Origin of the sequence: Methylobacterium phyllosphaerae (assembly GCF_001936175.1) — a bacterium.
Classification (GTDB): Bacteria; Pseudomonadota; Alphaproteobacteria; order Rhizobiales; family Beijerinckiaceae; genus Methylobacterium; species Methylobacterium fujisawaense.
In genome coordinates this window covers 3,802,737-3,819,540 of sequence record NZ_CP015367.1, presented here as the reverse complement: position 1 = coordinate 3,819,540, position 16,804 = coordinate 3,802,737, and the positions used below count along the sequence as shown (strand labels likewise).

General features: G+C 67.9%; 17 protein-coding genes. 11 read left to right on the top strand and 6 right to left on the bottom strand.

Translation table 11 applies throughout. The annotated features are described in order from the left end of the window. The first annotated feature begins 612 nt into the window (after positions 1–612). The 4 genes from MCBMB27_RS17430 to MCBMB27_RS17415 all read left to right on the top strand — a co-directional run bounded on the left by MCBMB27_RS17430 (position 613) and on the right by MCBMB27_RS17415 (position 5,243). Positions 613–2,061, top strand: a complete 1,449-nt coding sequence (locus tag MCBMB27_RS17430) for a DUF1254 domain-containing protein (RefSeq protein WP_053611186.1) — start codon at positions 613–615, stop codon at positions 2,059–2,061. A 527-nt stretch (positions 2,062–2,588) separates the two neighbouring features. Continuing rightward, a complete protein-coding gene (locus MCBMB27_RS17425) occupies positions 2,589–3,065 on the top strand; it encodes a BLUF domain-containing protein (RefSeq protein WP_075380932.1) in 477 nt (158 codons plus the stop codon). 415 nt (positions 3,066–3,480) lie between these two features. Beyond that, positions 3,481–4,404, top strand: coding sequence for a cobalamin B12-binding domain-containing protein (locus tag MCBMB27_RS17420; protein WP_083683593.1), 924 nt, complete (start codon positions 3,481–3,483; stop codon positions 4,402–4,404). Between the two features lie 449 nt (positions 4,405–4,853). Beyond that, complete coding sequence (locus MCBMB27_RS17415) at positions 4,854–5,243, top strand: TIGR02300 family protein (RefSeq protein WP_043356817.1); 390 nt, start codon at positions 4,854–4,856, stop codon at positions 5,241–5,243. Here MCBMB27_RS17415 and MCBMB27_RS17410 read toward each other — a convergent pair. Further along, a complete protein-coding gene (locus tag MCBMB27_RS17410; RefSeq protein WP_043383977.1) occupies positions 5,218–5,571 on the bottom strand; it encodes a hypothetical protein in 354 nt (117 codons plus the stop codon). The genes MCBMB27_RS17415 and MCBMB27_RS17410 overlap by 26 nt on opposite strands. 335 nt (positions 5,572–5,906) lie before the next feature. Here MCBMB27_RS17410 and MCBMB27_RS30580 point away from each other — a divergent pair, with 335 nt between their 5' ends. Further along, positions 5,907–6,122 carry a hypothetical protein gene (locus tag MCBMB27_RS30580; RefSeq protein ID WP_236952732.1) on the top strand — a complete coding sequence of 72 codons (216 nt, stop codon included), beginning with the start codon at positions 5,907–5,909 and terminating at the stop codon, positions 6,120–6,122. 144 nt (positions 6,123–6,266) lie between these two features. Here the strand turns inward: MCBMB27_RS30580 and MCBMB27_RS17400 are convergent, their stop codons facing one another. Next, on the bottom strand, positions 6,267–6,476 hold the full coding sequence (locus MCBMB27_RS17400; RefSeq protein WP_043356824.1) for a cold-shock protein: 210 nt from the start codon (positions 6,474–6,476) through the stop codon (positions 6,267–6,269). Between the two features lie 272 nt (positions 6,477–6,748). On the opposite strand from MCBMB27_RS17400, the gene MCBMB27_RS17395 reads away from it, so the two are divergent. After that, entirely contained in the window at positions 6,749–7,027 is a 279-nt protein-coding gene (locus MCBMB27_RS17395; RefSeq protein WP_075380931.1) for a hypothetical protein, read from the top strand. Between the two features lie 101 nt (positions 7,028–7,128). Here the strand turns inward: MCBMB27_RS17395 and MCBMB27_RS17390 are convergent, their stop codons facing one another. The 4 genes from MCBMB27_RS17390 to MCBMB27_RS17375 form a co-directional block, all read right to left on the bottom strand. Further along, a complete protein-coding gene (locus MCBMB27_RS17390; protein ID WP_075380930.1) occupies positions 7,129–8,190 on the bottom strand; it encodes a YihY/virulence factor BrkB family protein in 1,062 nt (353 codons plus the stop codon). Between the two features lie 292 nt (positions 8,191–8,482). Continuing rightward, on the bottom strand, positions 8,483–9,298 hold the full coding sequence (locus MCBMB27_RS17385; RefSeq protein ID WP_043356830.1) for a transglutaminase-like domain-containing protein: 816 nt from the start codon (positions 9,296–9,298) through the stop codon (positions 8,483–8,485). Between the two features lie 295 nt (positions 9,299–9,593). Continuing rightward, positions 9,594–11,237: a chaperonin GroEL gene (gene groL, locus MCBMB27_RS17380; protein ID WP_075380929.1), complete on the bottom strand. Its 1,644-nt coding sequence runs from the start codon at positions 11,235–11,237 to the stop codon at positions 9,594–9,596. A 98-nt stretch (positions 11,238–11,335) separates the two neighbouring features. Continuing rightward, positions 11,336–11,623, bottom strand: coding sequence for a co-chaperone GroES (locus tag MCBMB27_RS17375; RefSeq protein ID WP_043356833.1), 288 nt, complete (start codon positions 11,621–11,623; stop codon positions 11,336–11,338). 350 nt (positions 11,624–11,973) lie between these two features. Between MCBMB27_RS17375 and rsgA the strand changes: the two genes are divergently transcribed. The 5 genes from rsgA (at position 11,974) to MCBMB27_RS17350 (ending at position 16,631) form a co-directional block, all read left to right on the top strand. Further along, positions 11,974–13,008, top strand: coding sequence for a ribosome small subunit-dependent GTPase A (gene rsgA / locus MCBMB27_RS17370; RefSeq protein WP_043356834.1), 1,035 nt, complete (start codon positions 11,974–11,976; stop codon positions 13,006–13,008). Between the two features lie 248 nt (positions 13,009–13,256). Next, positions 13,257–14,228, top strand: coding sequence for an NAD(P)H-binding protein (locus MCBMB27_RS17365; RefSeq protein WP_075382008.1), 972 nt, complete (start codon positions 13,257–13,259; stop codon positions 14,226–14,228). Between the two features lie 380 nt (positions 14,229–14,608). Next, positions 14,609–15,166: a hypothetical protein gene (locus MCBMB27_RS30065; RefSeq protein WP_139231649.1), complete on the top strand. Its 558-nt coding sequence runs from the start codon at positions 14,609–14,611 to the stop codon at positions 15,164–15,166. Beyond that, positions 15,163–15,435: a type 2 periplasmic-binding domain-containing protein gene (locus tag MCBMB27_RS17355; RefSeq protein WP_075380927.1), complete on the top strand. Its 273-nt coding sequence runs from the start codon at positions 15,163–15,165 to the stop codon at positions 15,433–15,435. The genes MCBMB27_RS30065 and MCBMB27_RS17355 overlap by 4 nt, the downstream gene beginning before the upstream one ends. Positions 15,436–15,473: 38 nt before the next feature. Further along, positions 15,474–16,631, top strand: a complete 1,158-nt coding sequence (locus MCBMB27_RS17350; protein ID WP_043388145.1) for an L-dopachrome tautomerase-related protein — start codon at positions 15,474–15,476, stop codon at positions 16,629–16,631. Positions 16,632–16,804 lie beyond the last annotated feature (173 nt).

The following is a 16,804-nucleotide window of genomic DNA, read 5'->3' as shown; positions in this document are numbered from 1 at the left end:
AGCGCGTCACCCGAGGGCGCGCCCTGGTCCGGCCGCCTTCCGCCCAGAGCCGAACTTGCCGGACGGCCGACGAATGGCGTCTGTGGACGCCCCTGCTTTCGGGGCGTCCAACAGCGGGCCGAAGGGCCGACATGGGTCGGCAGCGGACGGACCGCGCGGGGTGGATTTCTGCCGGGCTGCTCCAGGGCGCAGAGACGTTGGAGCGGGCCTTGCCCTCCCGCTTGCTCACGACCCCAAGCAGCCGATCCCACCGGTGAAGATTGGGCATGCGGATGAAGACCAACTCCGCCGGTTCGCTATGGGGCGCCTTCAGCAGGCCGCCGTTTGTGGCCGCTTCGAACTGGAGCGTTCCGCTAGGACAAGCCTTACTGGACTGTCAGACACACAGTGCGCTTCCGGGTCGAGCCAAGCCGCTGTCCCATTCGGTCAAGCTGCCGTGCTCAGCTTCGGTATGCTGCCGCGCGCCGCGATCCGATGTGGCTCTCGACGGTTTCTCTGTTCTGACGGTCGGCAAAGCCGGTCCGGCGAGAGGGCACTGCATTCGGCGCGTCTAGGGGATCGAGATTTTTCCTGAAGCCGCCTGCCTGAGCGGGCAATTCCGAGGAGACGGTCATGGATGTCACCAGACGGATCTTCGCCGCCGGCGCCGCTACGATCCCGTTCGTCGGCTCGGGCCTGCCTCTCGCCCGGGCTCAGAGCACGGCCCAGGACGCGCCACTCATCGGCAACAACGCGGTGGCCGATCCGATCGAGCTGGCGACGGACGCCTACATCTACGGCTACCCGCTCGTCACCATGGAGATGACCCGGCGCGTGCTCACCAATGTGGCGGCGCCCGAGGGCAAGAACGCCCCGATGGGCCAATTCGCCAATCTGCGCGAATATCCAGACGCGAAGTTCCGGGCCGTCACCGCACCAAACGCGGATACTCTGTACTCCAGCGCCTTCATCGATGTCGGGACAGAGCCCCACCTTCTCAGCATCCCGGAGGAGGACGGCCGATACTATCTCATGCCGATGCTGAGCGCCTGGACGAACGTGTTCGCCGTGCCGGGCAAGCGCACGACGGGAACCGGGCCACAAACCTACTTCATCGCCGGACCCGGCTGGAGCGGCAGCGTGCCGTCCGGCGCCAAGCTGATCCAGGCGCCGACTAACCTGATCTGGATCCTTGGCCGGACCTACTGCACGGGGGCTCCCGAGGATTATAGGGCCGTGCACGCGCTGCAGGACCAGTACCGGCTCATCCCGGCGAGCGCGGCCGGCAAGCCGTACACACCGCCTCCGGGGCGCGTCGATCCGAGCGTCGACACGAAGACGGCGGTGCGCGAGCAGGTCAACCGCATGGATGCGACGACCTACTTCAACATGCTGGCCACCCTCATGAAGGACAACTCGCCGGCGCTCGCCGATGGGGTTCCGGTCGCCAAGATGGCCTCACTCGGCATCGTGCCGGGCCAGCCCTTCGATCCCGCACGCCTGCCGCCTGCCACCCGCGAGGCAATCGCGCAGGCGCCGAAGGAGGCCATTCCTCGCATCATGGGACACATGAAGGCGGCGGGACAGCACGTAAACGGCTGGACCTTCACGACCAACGGCGGCGATTACGGCAAGGATTACCTGCAACGCGCTCTGGTGACGGCGGTCGGGCTCGGCTGCAACTTGCCGCAGGACGCAGTCTACCCGGTGGCCACGGTTGATGCCGCGGGCCGTCGGCTGACCGGCGCCTCGACCTACGTGATGCGTTTCCCGGCCGGCGAGCTGCCGCCCGTCAACGGCTTCTGGTCGCTGACGATGTATGACGCGGACTACTTTTTCGTCGACAACCCGATCAACCGCTATTCATTGAGCCCGCGCGACAGCCTCAAGGCCAACCCGGACGGCTCGGTTGATCTCCTCATCCAGCATGAGAGCCCTGGCGCGCAGCGGGAGGCGAACTGGCTACCTGCCCCGGCCGGGCCTTTCATCCTGATGCTCCGCACCTACTGGCCGAAGGACGTCCTCCTGAACGGCTCCTGGGCGCCGCCGCCGGTCACCCGCAGCTCCAGCGCCACGCTCTAGGCCGCACGGCCGGATCCCTGCCCGAGAGGCAGCGCTCCATAACGTCCAATCCGCGAACGTCCGCCTGCGACGGTGACGCAGTCCGTTGCGACCGCCCCGCCGAAGGCCGGCTCCTCACCCCGAGCCGAAGTCGCTTTACCGCAGGCAAACGTCTCCTTTGAGGACGAGACGAACGCGGTCCTGACGACCGAGATGGGTCGAAACCTGCAGGGCCGCTCAGGGCGAGAGCGGTCCGACCGCTTTCGGACCGCCAGGCAGGGAAGCCGACGTCGGTTCCGCGCCTGCACACGACCCATGGCAGACCCATAGCAGGCCAATGGCAGGCCCGTGACAGGCCCGCTTCGTCGTCACCGCATCGGCCTGATCGCGGGTGAGCACGCTGATGGCCGGTCGATCCGCAGCACCTTCGGTGTCCGCGTGATGGCCGGGGCGACCAAGCTCAATGCCAAATCCGGTTCGTTGCGCTATCCTGCCGCTGACGCGCCGGGGGGAACGCCCTGCTTGGCATAGACGGAAAGAGCCCGCTCATGTTCGATGAATACGGCATTCCACGCGGTGCTGAGTTGAACGAAGTCCCGCTGCCCGCGCTGTATCATTTCGTCTATTGCAGCCGTGCCGCCGACGGCGTCGACGACGCCGAGGTCGGCCGCATCGTCAAGGCGGCCCAGCTCCACAATCTCGCGCATGGCATCACCGGGGTCCTGGTGTTCGGCAGCGGCGTCTTCTTCCAGTGGATCGAGGGGCCGGCTGCCCAGATACACAAGCTGATCGCGCGCCTGCATGGCGATTCGCGCCACTACGATGTCGTTTCGCTGAGCCAGAGCGAGGAAGAGCGAGAGCGTCTCTATCCGGACTGGGAGATGGAGAAGGTCGAAGCCGAGGACATCCGCATGGTCCTGACGGACGCGCTTGAAAGCGCCGAAGACAAGAGCAACATCTCGGCCCTCGAGCGGATTCTCAAGCAACTCGATTCGGGACCGCTCGATTCGCTGGGACGAAGCTGATCGGGCCAGCCCGTAACATCCAGTCCGGCGCCCGATCGGCGTGGTGGGCCACGACTTCGATGGCCCCCATTCGACCTCGACCGGGCGTCGCAGAGCATCCCGTTCTCCAGGATCGACCGCGTCGCCGTGGCGAACCTCCATTCCAGTCCCTGCGGCTGCGCGGTTGGGCCCGCGAGCCAGTCCGACCACGCAAAGACCCTTCACGGGCAAGGGGGCGCGCGATCGCCTGTCTAAGCCCGAGCCCGACCGTTGTCTCGCCCGCGCGCAAAACTTTGTCTTTCGGCCAAGCCGGGCCGCGTTGTCTTATCCCAGGAAATTTGACTTAGCCTTTACATCCGCGCTGACAACAGTTCTCATGCTGCGCAGCGATCGATAGGCCAGCAAGGCCGCCGACGCTGTGGCGCCGGGGGGGACGATGCAGAATTTCGGTTCGTCCGACCATCTGGGGGGCGACGGTCTCCCGCACGATACCGAACGTGCGACCGAGGCTCGTCGGCTCTATGCGCGCAAGCGTGCCGCCGAGGCCGCACGCGAGCGCTGCCTGGCCCTGGGGCAGGTCGTCCAGACCGAGATCATCCCGCAACTGGTTCTGCGCCATCGCGGTTTGGGGACCGAGGGAGCCATACCCGCCTTCAAACCAGACGCGGGACAGATCGCGGCCTTCACCGATCTCACGCTCGCGACGGACGATGGGGCCGTCATCGAGGCTTTCTCGGCCCTGGTGGCGGCCGGCCACCCTGTCGATCGCCTGTTCCTCGATCTTCTGGCCCCCTCCGCGGCTCTCTTGGGCCGGATGTGGGACGAGGATCTGTGCGACTTCGTCGAGGTCACCACGGGGGTGGCCCGGCTCCAACGGCTCGTCGCGCGTTTCCGAGCCGCGCCGGGGGCCGCCTCGCGCGATGATCGGCGTCGTCTGCTCCTGATGGGCGCTCCAGGTGAACAGCACACGTTCGGCGTGCGGATCGTCGAGCAATTCCTGCGTCGGGCAGGCTGGGCCGTGTCGATCGGCCTCTCCTCCAGTCCAGAGGAGATCGCCGCTCTGGTGGCGTCCGAATGGTTCGGCGTCGTCGGTCTGACGCTCAGCAGCGAGACGCGCGTCGACCAGCTCGCCACGGCGATCCGCTCCGTGCGCGATGCGTCGTGCAACCGAGCCATCTGCGTGATGGTCGGAGGACCGATGTTTCTGCAGCAGCCGGACCTCGTCCAACGGGTCGGAGCGGACGCATCCGCGGTGGACGCGGCGACGGCGGTGCTACTCGCGCAACGACTGCTCGATCTTGCGGCCGACGAGGCCGGGACGTCAGGAGCAGACGCGGTTGCGACCGAGTGCGGGGCCTGACACCGGCGCAGGAGAAGCAAGGCTTCATCAGCCTTCCTGCGGCTCTGAGAGGTCAGCCGCGTGCCATCCGGCATCCGGCCGATCGAGCCTCGGAATCGCTCTGAGGGGACGGGCGCGAGGCGGCCGACTGGGGCGGCCCGAAGACGGTCCCTGTGCCGTCTGGCGAAGGGCCAGGGGCCGCTGACTACCCCGGGGCGACGTTGCCGGGCGGCCTGGGAATGGCGGCGTCCGAGAGCCGACGTTCAAGCGGTCGGTCGGGCGGGCGCGTGTCTGCCTCCTCGCGGGGTCAGCCAGGCCGTCACCGGCAGCGGGACGTCTGCGGGCGGGCAAGCCGCTGCCCGGATCCGATCCAGACTCGCGTTGGGCAGGGTGATCCGCCGCCATCTATGATAGATGAGCCGGAGAGTGCGCTGCCCGTCCAGCGTGGAACGTCCTTTTGGAGAGTCGCAGTGGCACGTCCGGACCTTGGTACGAAGCGCATTTGCCCGGTGACGGGCAAGAAGTTCTATGACCTCAACAAGACCCCCGTGATCTCGCCCTACTCGGGCGAGGTCGTCCCCACCTCCGTGTCGCCGTCCTCCGCCCGAGCGGCCGCACCCGTGGTGGCGCGCAAGGAGACGCCGGTCGACGATGAGGAGGAGACGGACGGGCCGGAACTCGTGTCACTGGATGAGGCCGAGGCCGAGGAAGCCGACAAGGACACCGATACCGAGAGCGATGACACGCTCGATATCGAGGACGACGGCGACACGGTCGAGGATGACACCCTCGTGGTCGACGAGGACGACGAGGACACCAGCGACCTGATCGAGGTCAACGACGACGAGGACGATCAGTAGCCGCGCTCAAGCGGATCGCCCGATCCGCCGAACGCTGATCCCTCGCAGGGTCTCGGCGGCCGATCGATCGGGCCGTCGGGCGGCCCATGAGCAGGGCCGATCGCACCGCCATGCGACGGGACGGCTCGTCGCTGTCAGGATCGACCACCGTCGCGGACGCGAAGGCGTGCGCCGCGACGGCCGCAGCCAGATCGAGACTGTGGTCCGGCCCGATCGGATGATTCTGCGTCGTCGGTTCCGCGAGGTAGACGTCGATGGCGGCACCGACGTCCTCGATGGCGATGCGCTCGGCGGTTACGAGATCCCAGAGCGTGGCATCGTCCGACATCGGCGACGTCCCATACCGCGCGCGACAGGCCGCAACGACGTGACAGCGAGGACACCCTGATCATCAAGGAGCCCCAAGGGCAAGGCGGTCGCCGGGGGGACGCCCCACGGAACACCGCGGCTCTCGCACAAGGCCGATCCTGCGGCTCCTGCACGGTCTGCTGTCGAGCCCTGGAGATCAAGGCCCTCGACAAGCCCGCGGGGGTCCTGTGCCGCCACAACACCGGCACGGCGTGCGGGATCTACCCCGAGCGTCCGGAGGCCTGCGCCCGCTGGGATTGCCTGTGGCGCAAGATCGGCGCCCTGCCGGATGACCTGAGGCCGGATCGGTCGGGCGTGCTGTTCTCGTTGGAGAGCCGGCCACCGGTCGCAGAGGCTCCCGACGCGGCCTGCATCGTCGGTCGCGCCGTGGACGGGGCGCAAGCCTTCGACCGAGGAGCGGTGGCGGAGGCCTTCGCCATGTTCGTCCGCGAGGGGTCGCTGCCGGTGTGGAAGGCCTCCGACCGGGAGGCCACCCTGGTGAGCCAGGGCGGGGCGGTCCCGGCGCGGTGACATCGGTGGCGAGCGGTCCCGCACAGGTCGTCGCTTCAGCACCGCAAGCCGATACCCGACTCGGCCCGCGATGCTGATGTTAGGCGGATCTGGTCAGCCGATGCCGAACGGCGCGCGCCGGCTGTGATCCCCACGAAGGACGGCTCAGGCGCCCTTCAGGTTGGCGGCGCTCTCCTTGCCACTGCGCCGGTCGGCTTCGACGTCGTAGGAGATCTTCTGCCCCTCGATCAGGTTGCGCATCCCGGCGCGCTCGACCGCCGAGATGTGGACGAACACGTCCTTGCCGCCGTCGTCGGGCTGGATGAAGCCATAGCCCTTGGTCTCGTTGAACCACTTCACTGTGCCGGTAGCCATAGCGTTAACCCTGGTCGTCGGCGCGCCAACGCGGCACGCCGTGAGCTTCGAACCGGCCGGATCAGCCGACCGTTCCATGCGCGGCACCGATCAGACGGCGTTGAACCGACGACCGCACGAACCGTGACGGCGTTTTCCGGGTTCGCTCCGGCCGCCCATCATCTGGGCTATCATTGCGGCTCAGGGAGGCGCAGGATGCCGGTCGACGGATCGCGTGCCTCGAGCGCCAGCAGCTTGGGGCTGGTGTTCACAACGAGAGCGGGCAGGCGCGAATGGCAGACGTCGTAAGCTTCCCGGCCAGGCGCCATTCGTCCTGTGCGCTCTCGCCGTACCGGGCCTACCGGTTCGCGCCGGATGGGAGCGTCAGGTCGACCATCCCGATCGAGGCCGCCAGCGACGCGGACGCGACGGAACGTGCCCTCTGCCTGAGCGACGGAGACCGCGTCGAACTCTGGTCGCGGGCCCGCTTCATAGCCCATGTGGGACCCCTAGACGGTCCGATCGCGACCTCGATCGCGCTGATTGAGGACGAGCCGTCGCCGGAACCGTGAGCGCGGCTTTTCGCGCGTGACGCTCAGCCGGGCGTGAGATCCCGACGCCTGCGACAGGCCCGAGATTCAGGCCGGTCCTCTTGACCGTGCCGGCACCCCATTCAGCCCTCGGTCGGTCCGATGGTGTCGGCCGCATGGGCCTCGCGCGAGCCGAGCGGCTTCGGCTGCCCCCGCGTGCTGTCGCGCGCCGTCTGGCGTTCGATCTCGGCGTTCAACTTGGCCCCCAGAAGCACGATCACGACCGAGAACCAGATCCACGTCATGAACCCGACGCCTGCGCCGAGCGAACCGTAGATCCTGTTGTAGCTGTCGAAGCTGGCCACGTACCAGGAGAACGAGACCGAGGCACAAACCCAGGTGATGGCCGCGGCGACGCCGCCCCAACTCACCCACCGCCACTTGGCCTCGCGCCGGCTGGGTCCGTACCGATACGTCACGGCCAGGCCGAGGCTGACGAGGATCAGCAGCCCCGGCCAGCGCACGAGGCGCAGCGTGACGTCGGTCAGCACACCCAGGCCGAGCTGGTCGAGCGCGAGCGGCAGGATGACGACCAATCCGGTGGCCGTCAGGGCGAACACGATGCCGCTCAACGTGAACAGGAAGGTGGTGGCATAGAAGCGCACCAGCGAACGCTTCTCCCGCTCCCTGTAGATCACATTGAGCGCATCGAAGAGGGCGCTCACGCCCGAGTTCGCACTCCAGAAGGCGATCAACACGCTCACCAGCGAGGCCGTGCTGAGCGCGCCGGCGCTCTGCTGGGCGACGCGTATGAGCTGGTCGGACAGGAGGGCGAGGACGCCACTCGGCAGGACGCCCGAGAGGAGGCTCAGGTGCTCGCTGATGACGTGCGGGTCGGAGAACAGGCTGTAGACCGACACGATGGTCGCCAAAGCCGGGAAGGTCGACAGAAGGGTGAAGAAGGCGACGCCCCCGGCCGTGGTGAAGATGCGGTCGCGCGGGAAGGAGTACAGGATCCTCCAGAGGACGTCCTTCCACCCCAGGGCCGGGATCTGGGCCGGATCATCCGCGGTTCGCCCGCGACCGGGTTCGCGCGCACGGCTCCGGGCGCGGCTGAGGCTTCCCGTGTCAGGCCGGCGCGTGCTGACGGAGCGCCAATCCTCGCCCTCGTCCTCGCCCTCGTTGTGGTTCTGGTCCGGGCTCACGAGGGATCCTGCGCAGCGCCTTGACCCGGGCGCACTCTACGTCGTTCCGGCCGGCCGCCAACCGCGTCGGCCGTTGCGCCGCATTGAAGCAGACCTTCGGCGTCAGGCCCATCATCGCCATGCGTCGAGGCCCGCCCGAGGTCCGGCAACGGACACGGAGCGCGCCGGCCGGGCAGCCGGGTCGCCCGCCCGTTCCTGCCTTGTCAGATCGACGGCTGCGCGACGCCGCAGCGCCACCATCCTGCGGTCGATCGGCTGAATCGACTGTGCTCGGCTTCGATACGGCGCCGGTTCAGGCCGGGCCGGGCGCTTCTTCCGTCGTCACGCGAAACCCGGTGAGATCGTTGGGCCCGAAGGTGAGCGTCAACGGCACGTCCGCGGCGTCGCGCCCATAGGCGATCAGGATCCGGCCGATCCGGGAGCTGTTGTTGCGAGGGTCGAAGGTATGCCAACGGCCACCGAGATACACTTCCATCCAGGCGGCGAAATCACCGGGCGCATGCGGCAGCGGCAGGCCGATGTCGCTGACATAGCCGTTGCAGTAGCGCGTCGGGATGTTGAGGCAGCGGCAGAACGCAATCGCCAAATGCGCATAGTCGCGGCAGACGCCCCGCTGCTCCTCGAAGACATCGAAGGCCGTGCGGGTTGCACGCGCGTGCTCATACCCGAAGGCGATCCGATCATGCACATAGTCGCAGATCGCCTGCACCCGTCCCCAGCCGGGCGGGACATGTCCGAACAGATCCCACGCGATGGCGGAGAGGCGATCCGTCTCGCAGTACCGGCTGCCGAGGAGAAACAGCACGCTGTCCGAAGGCAGCTTCTCGACCGGGATCTCCGGAGCGTCGAGTTCCTGCAGATCCCCGCTGCCGTGGTCCCGCACGACCGTGTCGGTCTTCAGCATGAAGCGCCCCGCCGGAGCGACCATACGGGAGCACCAATTCCCGAAGCTGTCGCGATAGCCCTCCAGGGGAACTGCCGGGCTCGTGATCAGGTAATCGGGCCGTTCGAGGTCAGGGAAGCGCGATGCGTGGACGTTGAGCGTCGCGATGACGGGCGTGGGCTGCGGAAACTCGTAAGTCATCTCGCAGCCGACAAGAATGCGCATGTGCTCTCTCCTCGATGGCAACCGCGAGATCGGCGCGGGTCATGCCGACAGGACGAATTTCGCAGGGCCCTCGTCGGCGCGATCGCCCTGCGAGCCAACGCATCCGTCACGAGGATGAGGCGCCCGGAGCGAACGGCACAAGCTTGCCGGTTTCAGCCCGGCGGGGGCGGCAGCGGTCGATAGCGACAGAAGGTCGGTCCAGCCCGTCGATCCACCCCCTCGTGTTGCGCCGAAGCGCCCTCCGGCGATCCGCCTGTCGGCGTGCCGGAGGGCGCTTCGGACCTGTTTCGGCCGGTTAGAAATCCATGCCGCCCATGCCGCCCATGCCGCCGCCGGCGGGCATGGCCGGAGCCTCCTTGCGCGGCGCCTCGGAGATCATCGCCTCGGTGGTCACCAGCAGGCCGGCGACCGAGGCCGCGCCCTGAATGGCCGCGCGCACCACCTTGGCCGGGTCGACGATGCCGGCCTTGAGCATGTCGACATACTCTTCGGTCTGGGCGTTGAAGCCGTAGGTCTCCGAGCTGTTGGCCAGGATCTTACCGACCACGATCGAGCCCTCGACGCCCGAGTTCTGGGCGATCTGACGGATCGGGGCCTCGAGAGCCTTGAGGACGATCTTGATGCCGGCCTGGACGTCGGGGTTGTCGTTCGCGAGCCCCTGGACGGCGGCCTTGGCGCGCAGGAGCGCGGTGCCGCCGCCGGGGACGATGCCTTCCTCGACCGCCGCGCGGGTGGCGTGCAGCGCGTCGTCGACGCGGTCCTTCTTCTCCTTGACCTCGACCTCGGTCGAACCGCCGACGCGGATCACCGCGACGCCGCCCGCGAGCTTGGCCAGGCGCTCCTGCAGCTTCTCGCGGTCGTAGTCCGAGGTGGTCTCCTCGATCTGCGCCTTGATCTGGCTGATCCGGCCCTCGATGTCGGTCTTCTCGCCGGCGCCGTCGATGATCGTGGTGTTCTCCTTCTCGATCCGCACGCGCTTGGCGCGGCCGAGCATCGGGAGCGTCACGTTCTCGAGCTTGATGCCGAGGTCCTCGGCGATCATCTGGCCCTTGGTCAGGATCGCGATGTCCTCGAGCATTGCCTTGCGGCGGTCACCGAAGCCCGGCGCCTTCACGGCCGCGACCTTCAGGCCGCCGCGCAGCTTGTTCACCACCAGGGTGGCGAGCGCCTCGCCCTCGATGTCCTCGGCGATGATCAGGAGCGGCTTGCCGGTCTGGACCACGGCCTCGAGCACCGGCAGCATCGCCTGGAGCGAGGAGAGCTTCTTCTCGTGGATGAGGATGTAGGGATCCTCGAGCTCGGCGACCATCTTCTCCGCATTCGTGATGAAGTACGGGGACAGGTAGCCGCGGTCGAACTGCATGCCCTCGACGACATCGAGCTCGGTCTCGGCGGTCTTGGCCTCCTCGACGGTGATGACGCCCTCGTTGCCCACCTTCTGCATGGCGTGGGCGATCATCTCGCCGATCTCCTTGTCGCCGTTGGCGGAGATCGTGCCGACCTGGGCGATCTCCTCGGACGAGGCGACCTTGCGGGAGCGCGCGCCGATATCCTTCACGACCGCGGCCACGGCCAGATCGATGCCGCGCTTCAGGTCCATCGGGTTCATGCCGGCGGCGACGTACTTCACGCCCTCCCGGACGATGGAGGCCGCGAGAACGGTCGCGGTCGTCGTGCCGTCACCGGCGGTGTCGCTCGACTTCGAGGCCACTTCGCGCACCATCTGGGCGCCCATGTTCTCGAACTTGTCGACGAGCTCGATCTCCTTGGCGACGGTGACGCCGTCCTTGGTGATGCGCGGGGCGCCGAAGCTCTTCTCGATCACGACGTTGCGGCCCTTCGGGCCCAGCGTCACCTTCACCGCACTGGCGAGCAGTTCGACACCGCGCAGCATCTTCTCGCGGGCATCGACCGAAAAGCGAACGTCTTTGGCGGACATGGTGGAGCACTCGTCATCTGTCGTTTGGCCCTGAGGCGCGCCACAGCGGGCGCCTCGAAGGGCAGATCGTCGTGAGGCTCTGAGCGGCCTGATCCGCGCTAGGCGACGATGCCCAGGATGTCGGATTCCTTCATGATCAGGAGGTCCTGACCGTCGATCTTGACCTCGGTGCCGGACCACTTGCCGAACAGGACGCGGTCGCCGGCCTTCACCTCGAGCGGGTTGATCTTGCCCGCCTCGTCGCGCACGCCCGGTCCAGCGGCGACGACCTCGCCCTCCTGCGGCTTCTCCTTGACCGTATCGGGAATGATGATGCCGCCCTTGGTCTTCTCCTCGCCTTCGATGCGACGGAGGACCACGCGGTCGTGCAGCGGACGGAATTTCATCGTGGTATCCTGATCGTTCCCAAGCGAGATCCAACCGACATGATTGGCGCTGTCGCGGGAAAGGCTACGGCGAGACTGTCATCGCCGCCCGATCGACGCATTGTTAGCACTCACCGAGTGGAAGTGCTAATCTTATGAATGGGCCGGGGACCGGCTCATCCGGGCATTGGGGCGCGCGCCTTCGCGGCCGCTCCCGATTGACCCGCGCGGCGACACGACCGTCCGCCTCCCGTGGGTATGGCCAAGGGAGACGGCGCAGGGAGACGGCGCAAGGCGACGGTCCTTGCACTCGGCCGGGCATCGACGTGCGCCTGGCGGCGGAGGGCTGGCCAGGCGCAGGATGCCATGTCATGGGCAGGGCGGTGATCGATCATCCCCCTTCCTTCCAGCCCCTGTCGCTTGCAAGCTTGGGCTGGTCCGACTTCTTCGAAGTCCAGCGTGAACCCCACGAGGCCGATCTCGCCCCGATGCGGATCGCGACGCTTCACCGGTCTCGCTTGACCGCCCTGTCGGAGGCCGGATCCGTTGAACTGACGCTCGCGATCCACGCCAGCACGAGCGACTTCACCGTGGGCGATTGGGTTCTCGTCGATCCGCGAACCCAGACCGTGCATCGCCGTCTCAGCCGCAGGACGGTCATGGAGCGCCGCACCGAAGGCAGCCGGACCCTTCAGGCCGCTGCGGCCAATGTCGACACGCTGTTCATCGTCACCTCCTGCAACGCGGATTTCAATCCGGCGCGACTGGAGCGCTATCTGGCTCTGGCCAATCAAGGCGGCACAATTCCGGTGATCCTGCTCACCAAGGCCGACACGACAGCCGATCTGGGAACCTACCAGCGCCAAGCGTCCGAGTTGCAGCGCGGGCTCGACGTCGTAACCCTCAACCCCCGTCTCTCCGCGGCTGCAGACGCCCTCGCTCCGTGGTGTGGGCTGGGGCAGACCGTGGCGCTGGTCGGCTCCTCCGGCGTCGGCAAATCGACGCTGGTGAACACGCTGGTCGGTCCCGGTCAGGCCCAGGCCCAGCTGACCGGCGGCATTCGCGAGCACGATGCCAAGGGACGCCATACGACCACGTCGCGTTCGCTGCATGCCATCGCCGACGGCGGCTGGGTCATCGACACGCCGGGGATGCGCACGCTGCACGTCAGCGGCGCCGCGGAAGGGATCGAAACGCTGTTCGCCGAGATCATCGAACGCGCGCCCCTGTGCCGATACCGCGACTGCACCCACACAAGCGAACCCGGGTGCGCCGTGCAGGCTGCCGTCGCGGACGGCAGCCTCGCACCTGAGCGGCTGATCCGTTGGCGCAAGCTGTTCGATGAGAACCGGACCAATACACCGACACCGGCTGGTCCACGCAGCCACCGACGTCCTCGCAGGTAGGCTGCGGCCCTGACTGTCCCGCTGCCGCGAGAGCGGGCGCCGGCGGCGCGCTCCGTGCTATGACGCCGGCATGACGCGCTGACCCTTCGCCCACACCCGTGGCAATCCAGGCTGCGAAGGCGGCCTCCTGTTCGGGTGGATCGATACGGTCTCGTCACAACGACCGGACATGCCGGAACCCTGAGTGGCTGGATAAGGTGAGCGTGACCGGAGACCAATCGGACGCGTTGCGCCCGCGACGCGTCGCCGTGCTCGGTGGCACCGGGACGATCGGGCGCGCGACGGTGCGCGCGCTGGTGTCACGGGGCCATGACGTGGTCTGCTTCGTCAGGCGTCGCGCCGACATCGACGACCCGTCAGGGCCGCCCGCGTGCTCCCGACTGCCTCCGGGCGCGACCGCAAGGGTGGTGGATGTGACCGATCCATCGTCCCTCGCCGAGGCGGGTTTCCGCGGCGAGCCGTTCGACGTCCTGGTCTCGTGTCTCGCCTCGCGCACGGGCTTGCCCGACGACGCCTGGGCGATCGATTATCGCGCGCATGTGAGTGCTTTGCACGCCGGGAAGGCGGCCGGCGTGACCCACGTCATCCTTCTCTCGGCGATCTGCGTCCAGAAGCCGGTCCTGGCGTTCCAGCACGCCAAGCGCGCGTTCGAGGGCGTTCTGGCCGCGTCGGGCCTCGATTACACGATCGTACGACCAACGGCCTTCTTCAAATCGCTCTCGGGGCAAATCGATCGTTTGAAACGCGGGAAGTCGTTCCTGATTTTCGGCGACGGTACGCTGACGGCCTGCAAGCCGATCAGCGACGACGACTTGGGCACCTACATTGCCGAGTGCCTCGACGACCCGGACCGGCGCAATCGCGTGCTGCCGATCGGCGGCCCGGGCGAAGCTGTGACCCCGAAGGCGCAGGGCGAGCAGCTCTTCGCCTTGCTCGGGCGCGAAGCGCGATTCACGCATGTGCCCGTGGCCCTTCTGGACGTCATCATAGTCACTCTGGCCATGCTCGGACGGCTGGTTCCGACGTTGGCAGCCAAGGCCGAACTCGCGCGCATCGGGCGCTACTACGCGACGGAATCTATGCTCGTTCTGGATCCGTTGACGGGGCAATATGATGCGCGCGCCACACCGTCGACCGGCTCTGAAACTCTCTTCGACTATTATGCGCGCGTGATCCGAGGCGAGGCCGTTGCCGAGCGCGGCGACCACGCCGTGTTCTGACGGCGCGCCGTCTGGACGCCCGCAAGCGGGCCGCAGGGCCGCCCAAGCGGGGCGGAAGCCGACGCGCCGACCGGCGTCAGCTTCTCCGCTTCACTCACGTCGAGGCAGCCTGACCATCGTCGGCCGGAACCGGCGGGCGCCGGTGATCGTCTGAGAGCCTTGGTCGGGTGGATTGCGGCCGGCCTGCTCCCGAGCCGGGGGTGGAGCGAACAGGCACGACCGGCGCGTCCTCGCGCGCCTGACCACAGGTCTCCCGGGGCTGCTGCTGCAACGGGGCGTGGGCGGTCGCGGACCACGTTGCCGACCGGTCTTGGGGCGGATCTGCCAGCCATCGCCTGCCGGGGTGACCGGGCGAATGTGTCTCAGATCGACAGCCCGGCTTGGAGAACGATGTTGGGTCCAGGACCGAACCGACGTGTGAGACGAGGATGTCGTTCATGAGGGTTGCACTCTTCGCCGTCGCGGCCTGCCTGGCCTCCCCCCTCGGCGCCGCCGAGGATGCGGGACAGACGGTCGCCAGCGAGGGCGACTGGGTGCTCAGGAAGCCCGGTCACCCGTCGAGCGGGGACGCTGACTGCATCCTGGCGCCGAAGACCCGATCGCGCATCCAGATCGTCGGCGACCGGCTCGAGGTGACGGGTCTGCCGAAGAATTTCATCTTCAACTATCAGTATCGGATCGACGACGGGCCGGTGTCGAACGCAATGTTTCCCACGGCGCAGATGCAGGAAATCGGGGTGATTTCGCTGAATGGCGATGTGCTCAAGAGCATCCTGAACGGCCGACGATTCAGCATCCGCCTGCTCGACAGATGGCACGAGGCCATCACGGAGGAGATCAGCCTCGCCGGCCTGCGCAGCCTGCGCGACCAGCGCGCGGACGCCTGCAAGTCGTCAGGGGCCGAGGGACAGCCGAGCCGAGCGCCCGGCTCCGGGTGAACGCCTCGGTCCCGTTCGGCACCCAGGTCATCCTGCCGGTCCGGCCGCGATCTCTCGCGGCACATCCGCGGATGCGCGTCGATCTCGCCGAGCACAAGGGCCTGTCCGGCGACGTGGTGCGCCTGATGGCGCTCGGCGGCGCCGGCCTCGCACGGTTCGGCCGGTCCTACGTCTCCGCGGATCTCGTTGCAGGGCGGCTCGCGCCGGTGCTGGAGCCGTTCAGTCCCGCCATTGCCGACCGGTGCCGAAGTCTTACCTGCTGCGCCTAACGACAGGCCTCGACGCGGCGTCGGGGGGAGAGGACATCATGAAGAGTCTCACCGCCACCCTGGCGGCGGCATTGTCCATCGCGCTTGCGAACGACGCGACGCGCGCGGCCGAGCCCTCCGCCGCGCCGGCGCCTGCCATCGAGCAGGTCGCACAATTCGACGGCGCCATGCCGACGGGCATCACTGTCGCGCCCAACGGGCGGATGTTCGTGAATTTCCCGCAATGGGGCGACAACGCGCCCTTCACCGTGGGGGAGGTGGTGAACGGGACGACGGTGCCCTATCCCGATCTCGCGACGAACCAGCCCGATCCGGCCGCCCCGGCCGCGCATTTCATCTCCGTGCAGAGCGTCGTCGCCGACGGCGCGAACCGGCTCTGGGTGCTGGATACGGCCGCGCCCGGCTTCCGCCCGCCGCAGCCGGGCGGTGCCAAGCTGGTGGCGATCGACCTCGCCACGAACACGATCGTCCGCACCATCGTCCTGCCCGACAGCGTCGTTTTGCCGACGACCTATCTCAACGACGTCCGCTTCGACCTGCGCCAGGGCGAGGCCGGCGTCGCCTACATCACCGACAGTTCCAACGCCGGCATCGGCGGGATCATCGTGGTGGACCTCGCCACCGGAAAGGCATTCCGCCGCCTCTCCGGCCATGCGAGCACCGCGCCGGAGCCCGACTTCACCCCCGTCGTCGATGGCGAGCCGCTGATGAACCGCCCCGCCAACGGGCCGGCGAAGCCGGTCCGCGTCGCCAGCGATGCCATCGCGCTCTCGGCGGACGGGTCGCTGCTCTATTACGGCCCGCTCTCCGGCCGGACGCTCTATGCCGTGCCGACCGCCGCCTTGCGCGATCCCCGGGTGAGCGAGGCTGATCTCGCCGGCCAGATCCGCGACATGGGCGCCAAGGGCGCCTCGGACGGGATCGCCGAAGACGATCGCGGCCGGGTCTTCGCCGGCGATTACGAGCACAACGCCATCCGCGTGCTCGACCAGGGCAAGTGGTCCACCGTGGTCACCGATCCGGCCATCAGCTGGCCCGATACGCTGTCGATCGGGCGCGACGGTTACCTGTACTTCACCGCCAACCAGTTGCACCGGCAAGCGGGCTTCCACGAGGGCCGCGACCTTCGCCGGAAGCCCTACGCGGTGCTGCGCATCCGGATCGACAGCGGGCCCGTCCTCCTGACCCGCCCCTGAGACCGCGTCGCGGCTGAGGCCTGCGCCCGATCGCGTGGACGTTCTCCGGCGACAGATCCGACGCCCGGCTGCCGTGATGACGGACCTCGCCGCGCCTCGCCGCGCCGGGGAGCCTTCTCGAGGGGGCGAGATCGGCGAACCGAAAGGCTGCCCGGCATGACCCCGTGTCAGGG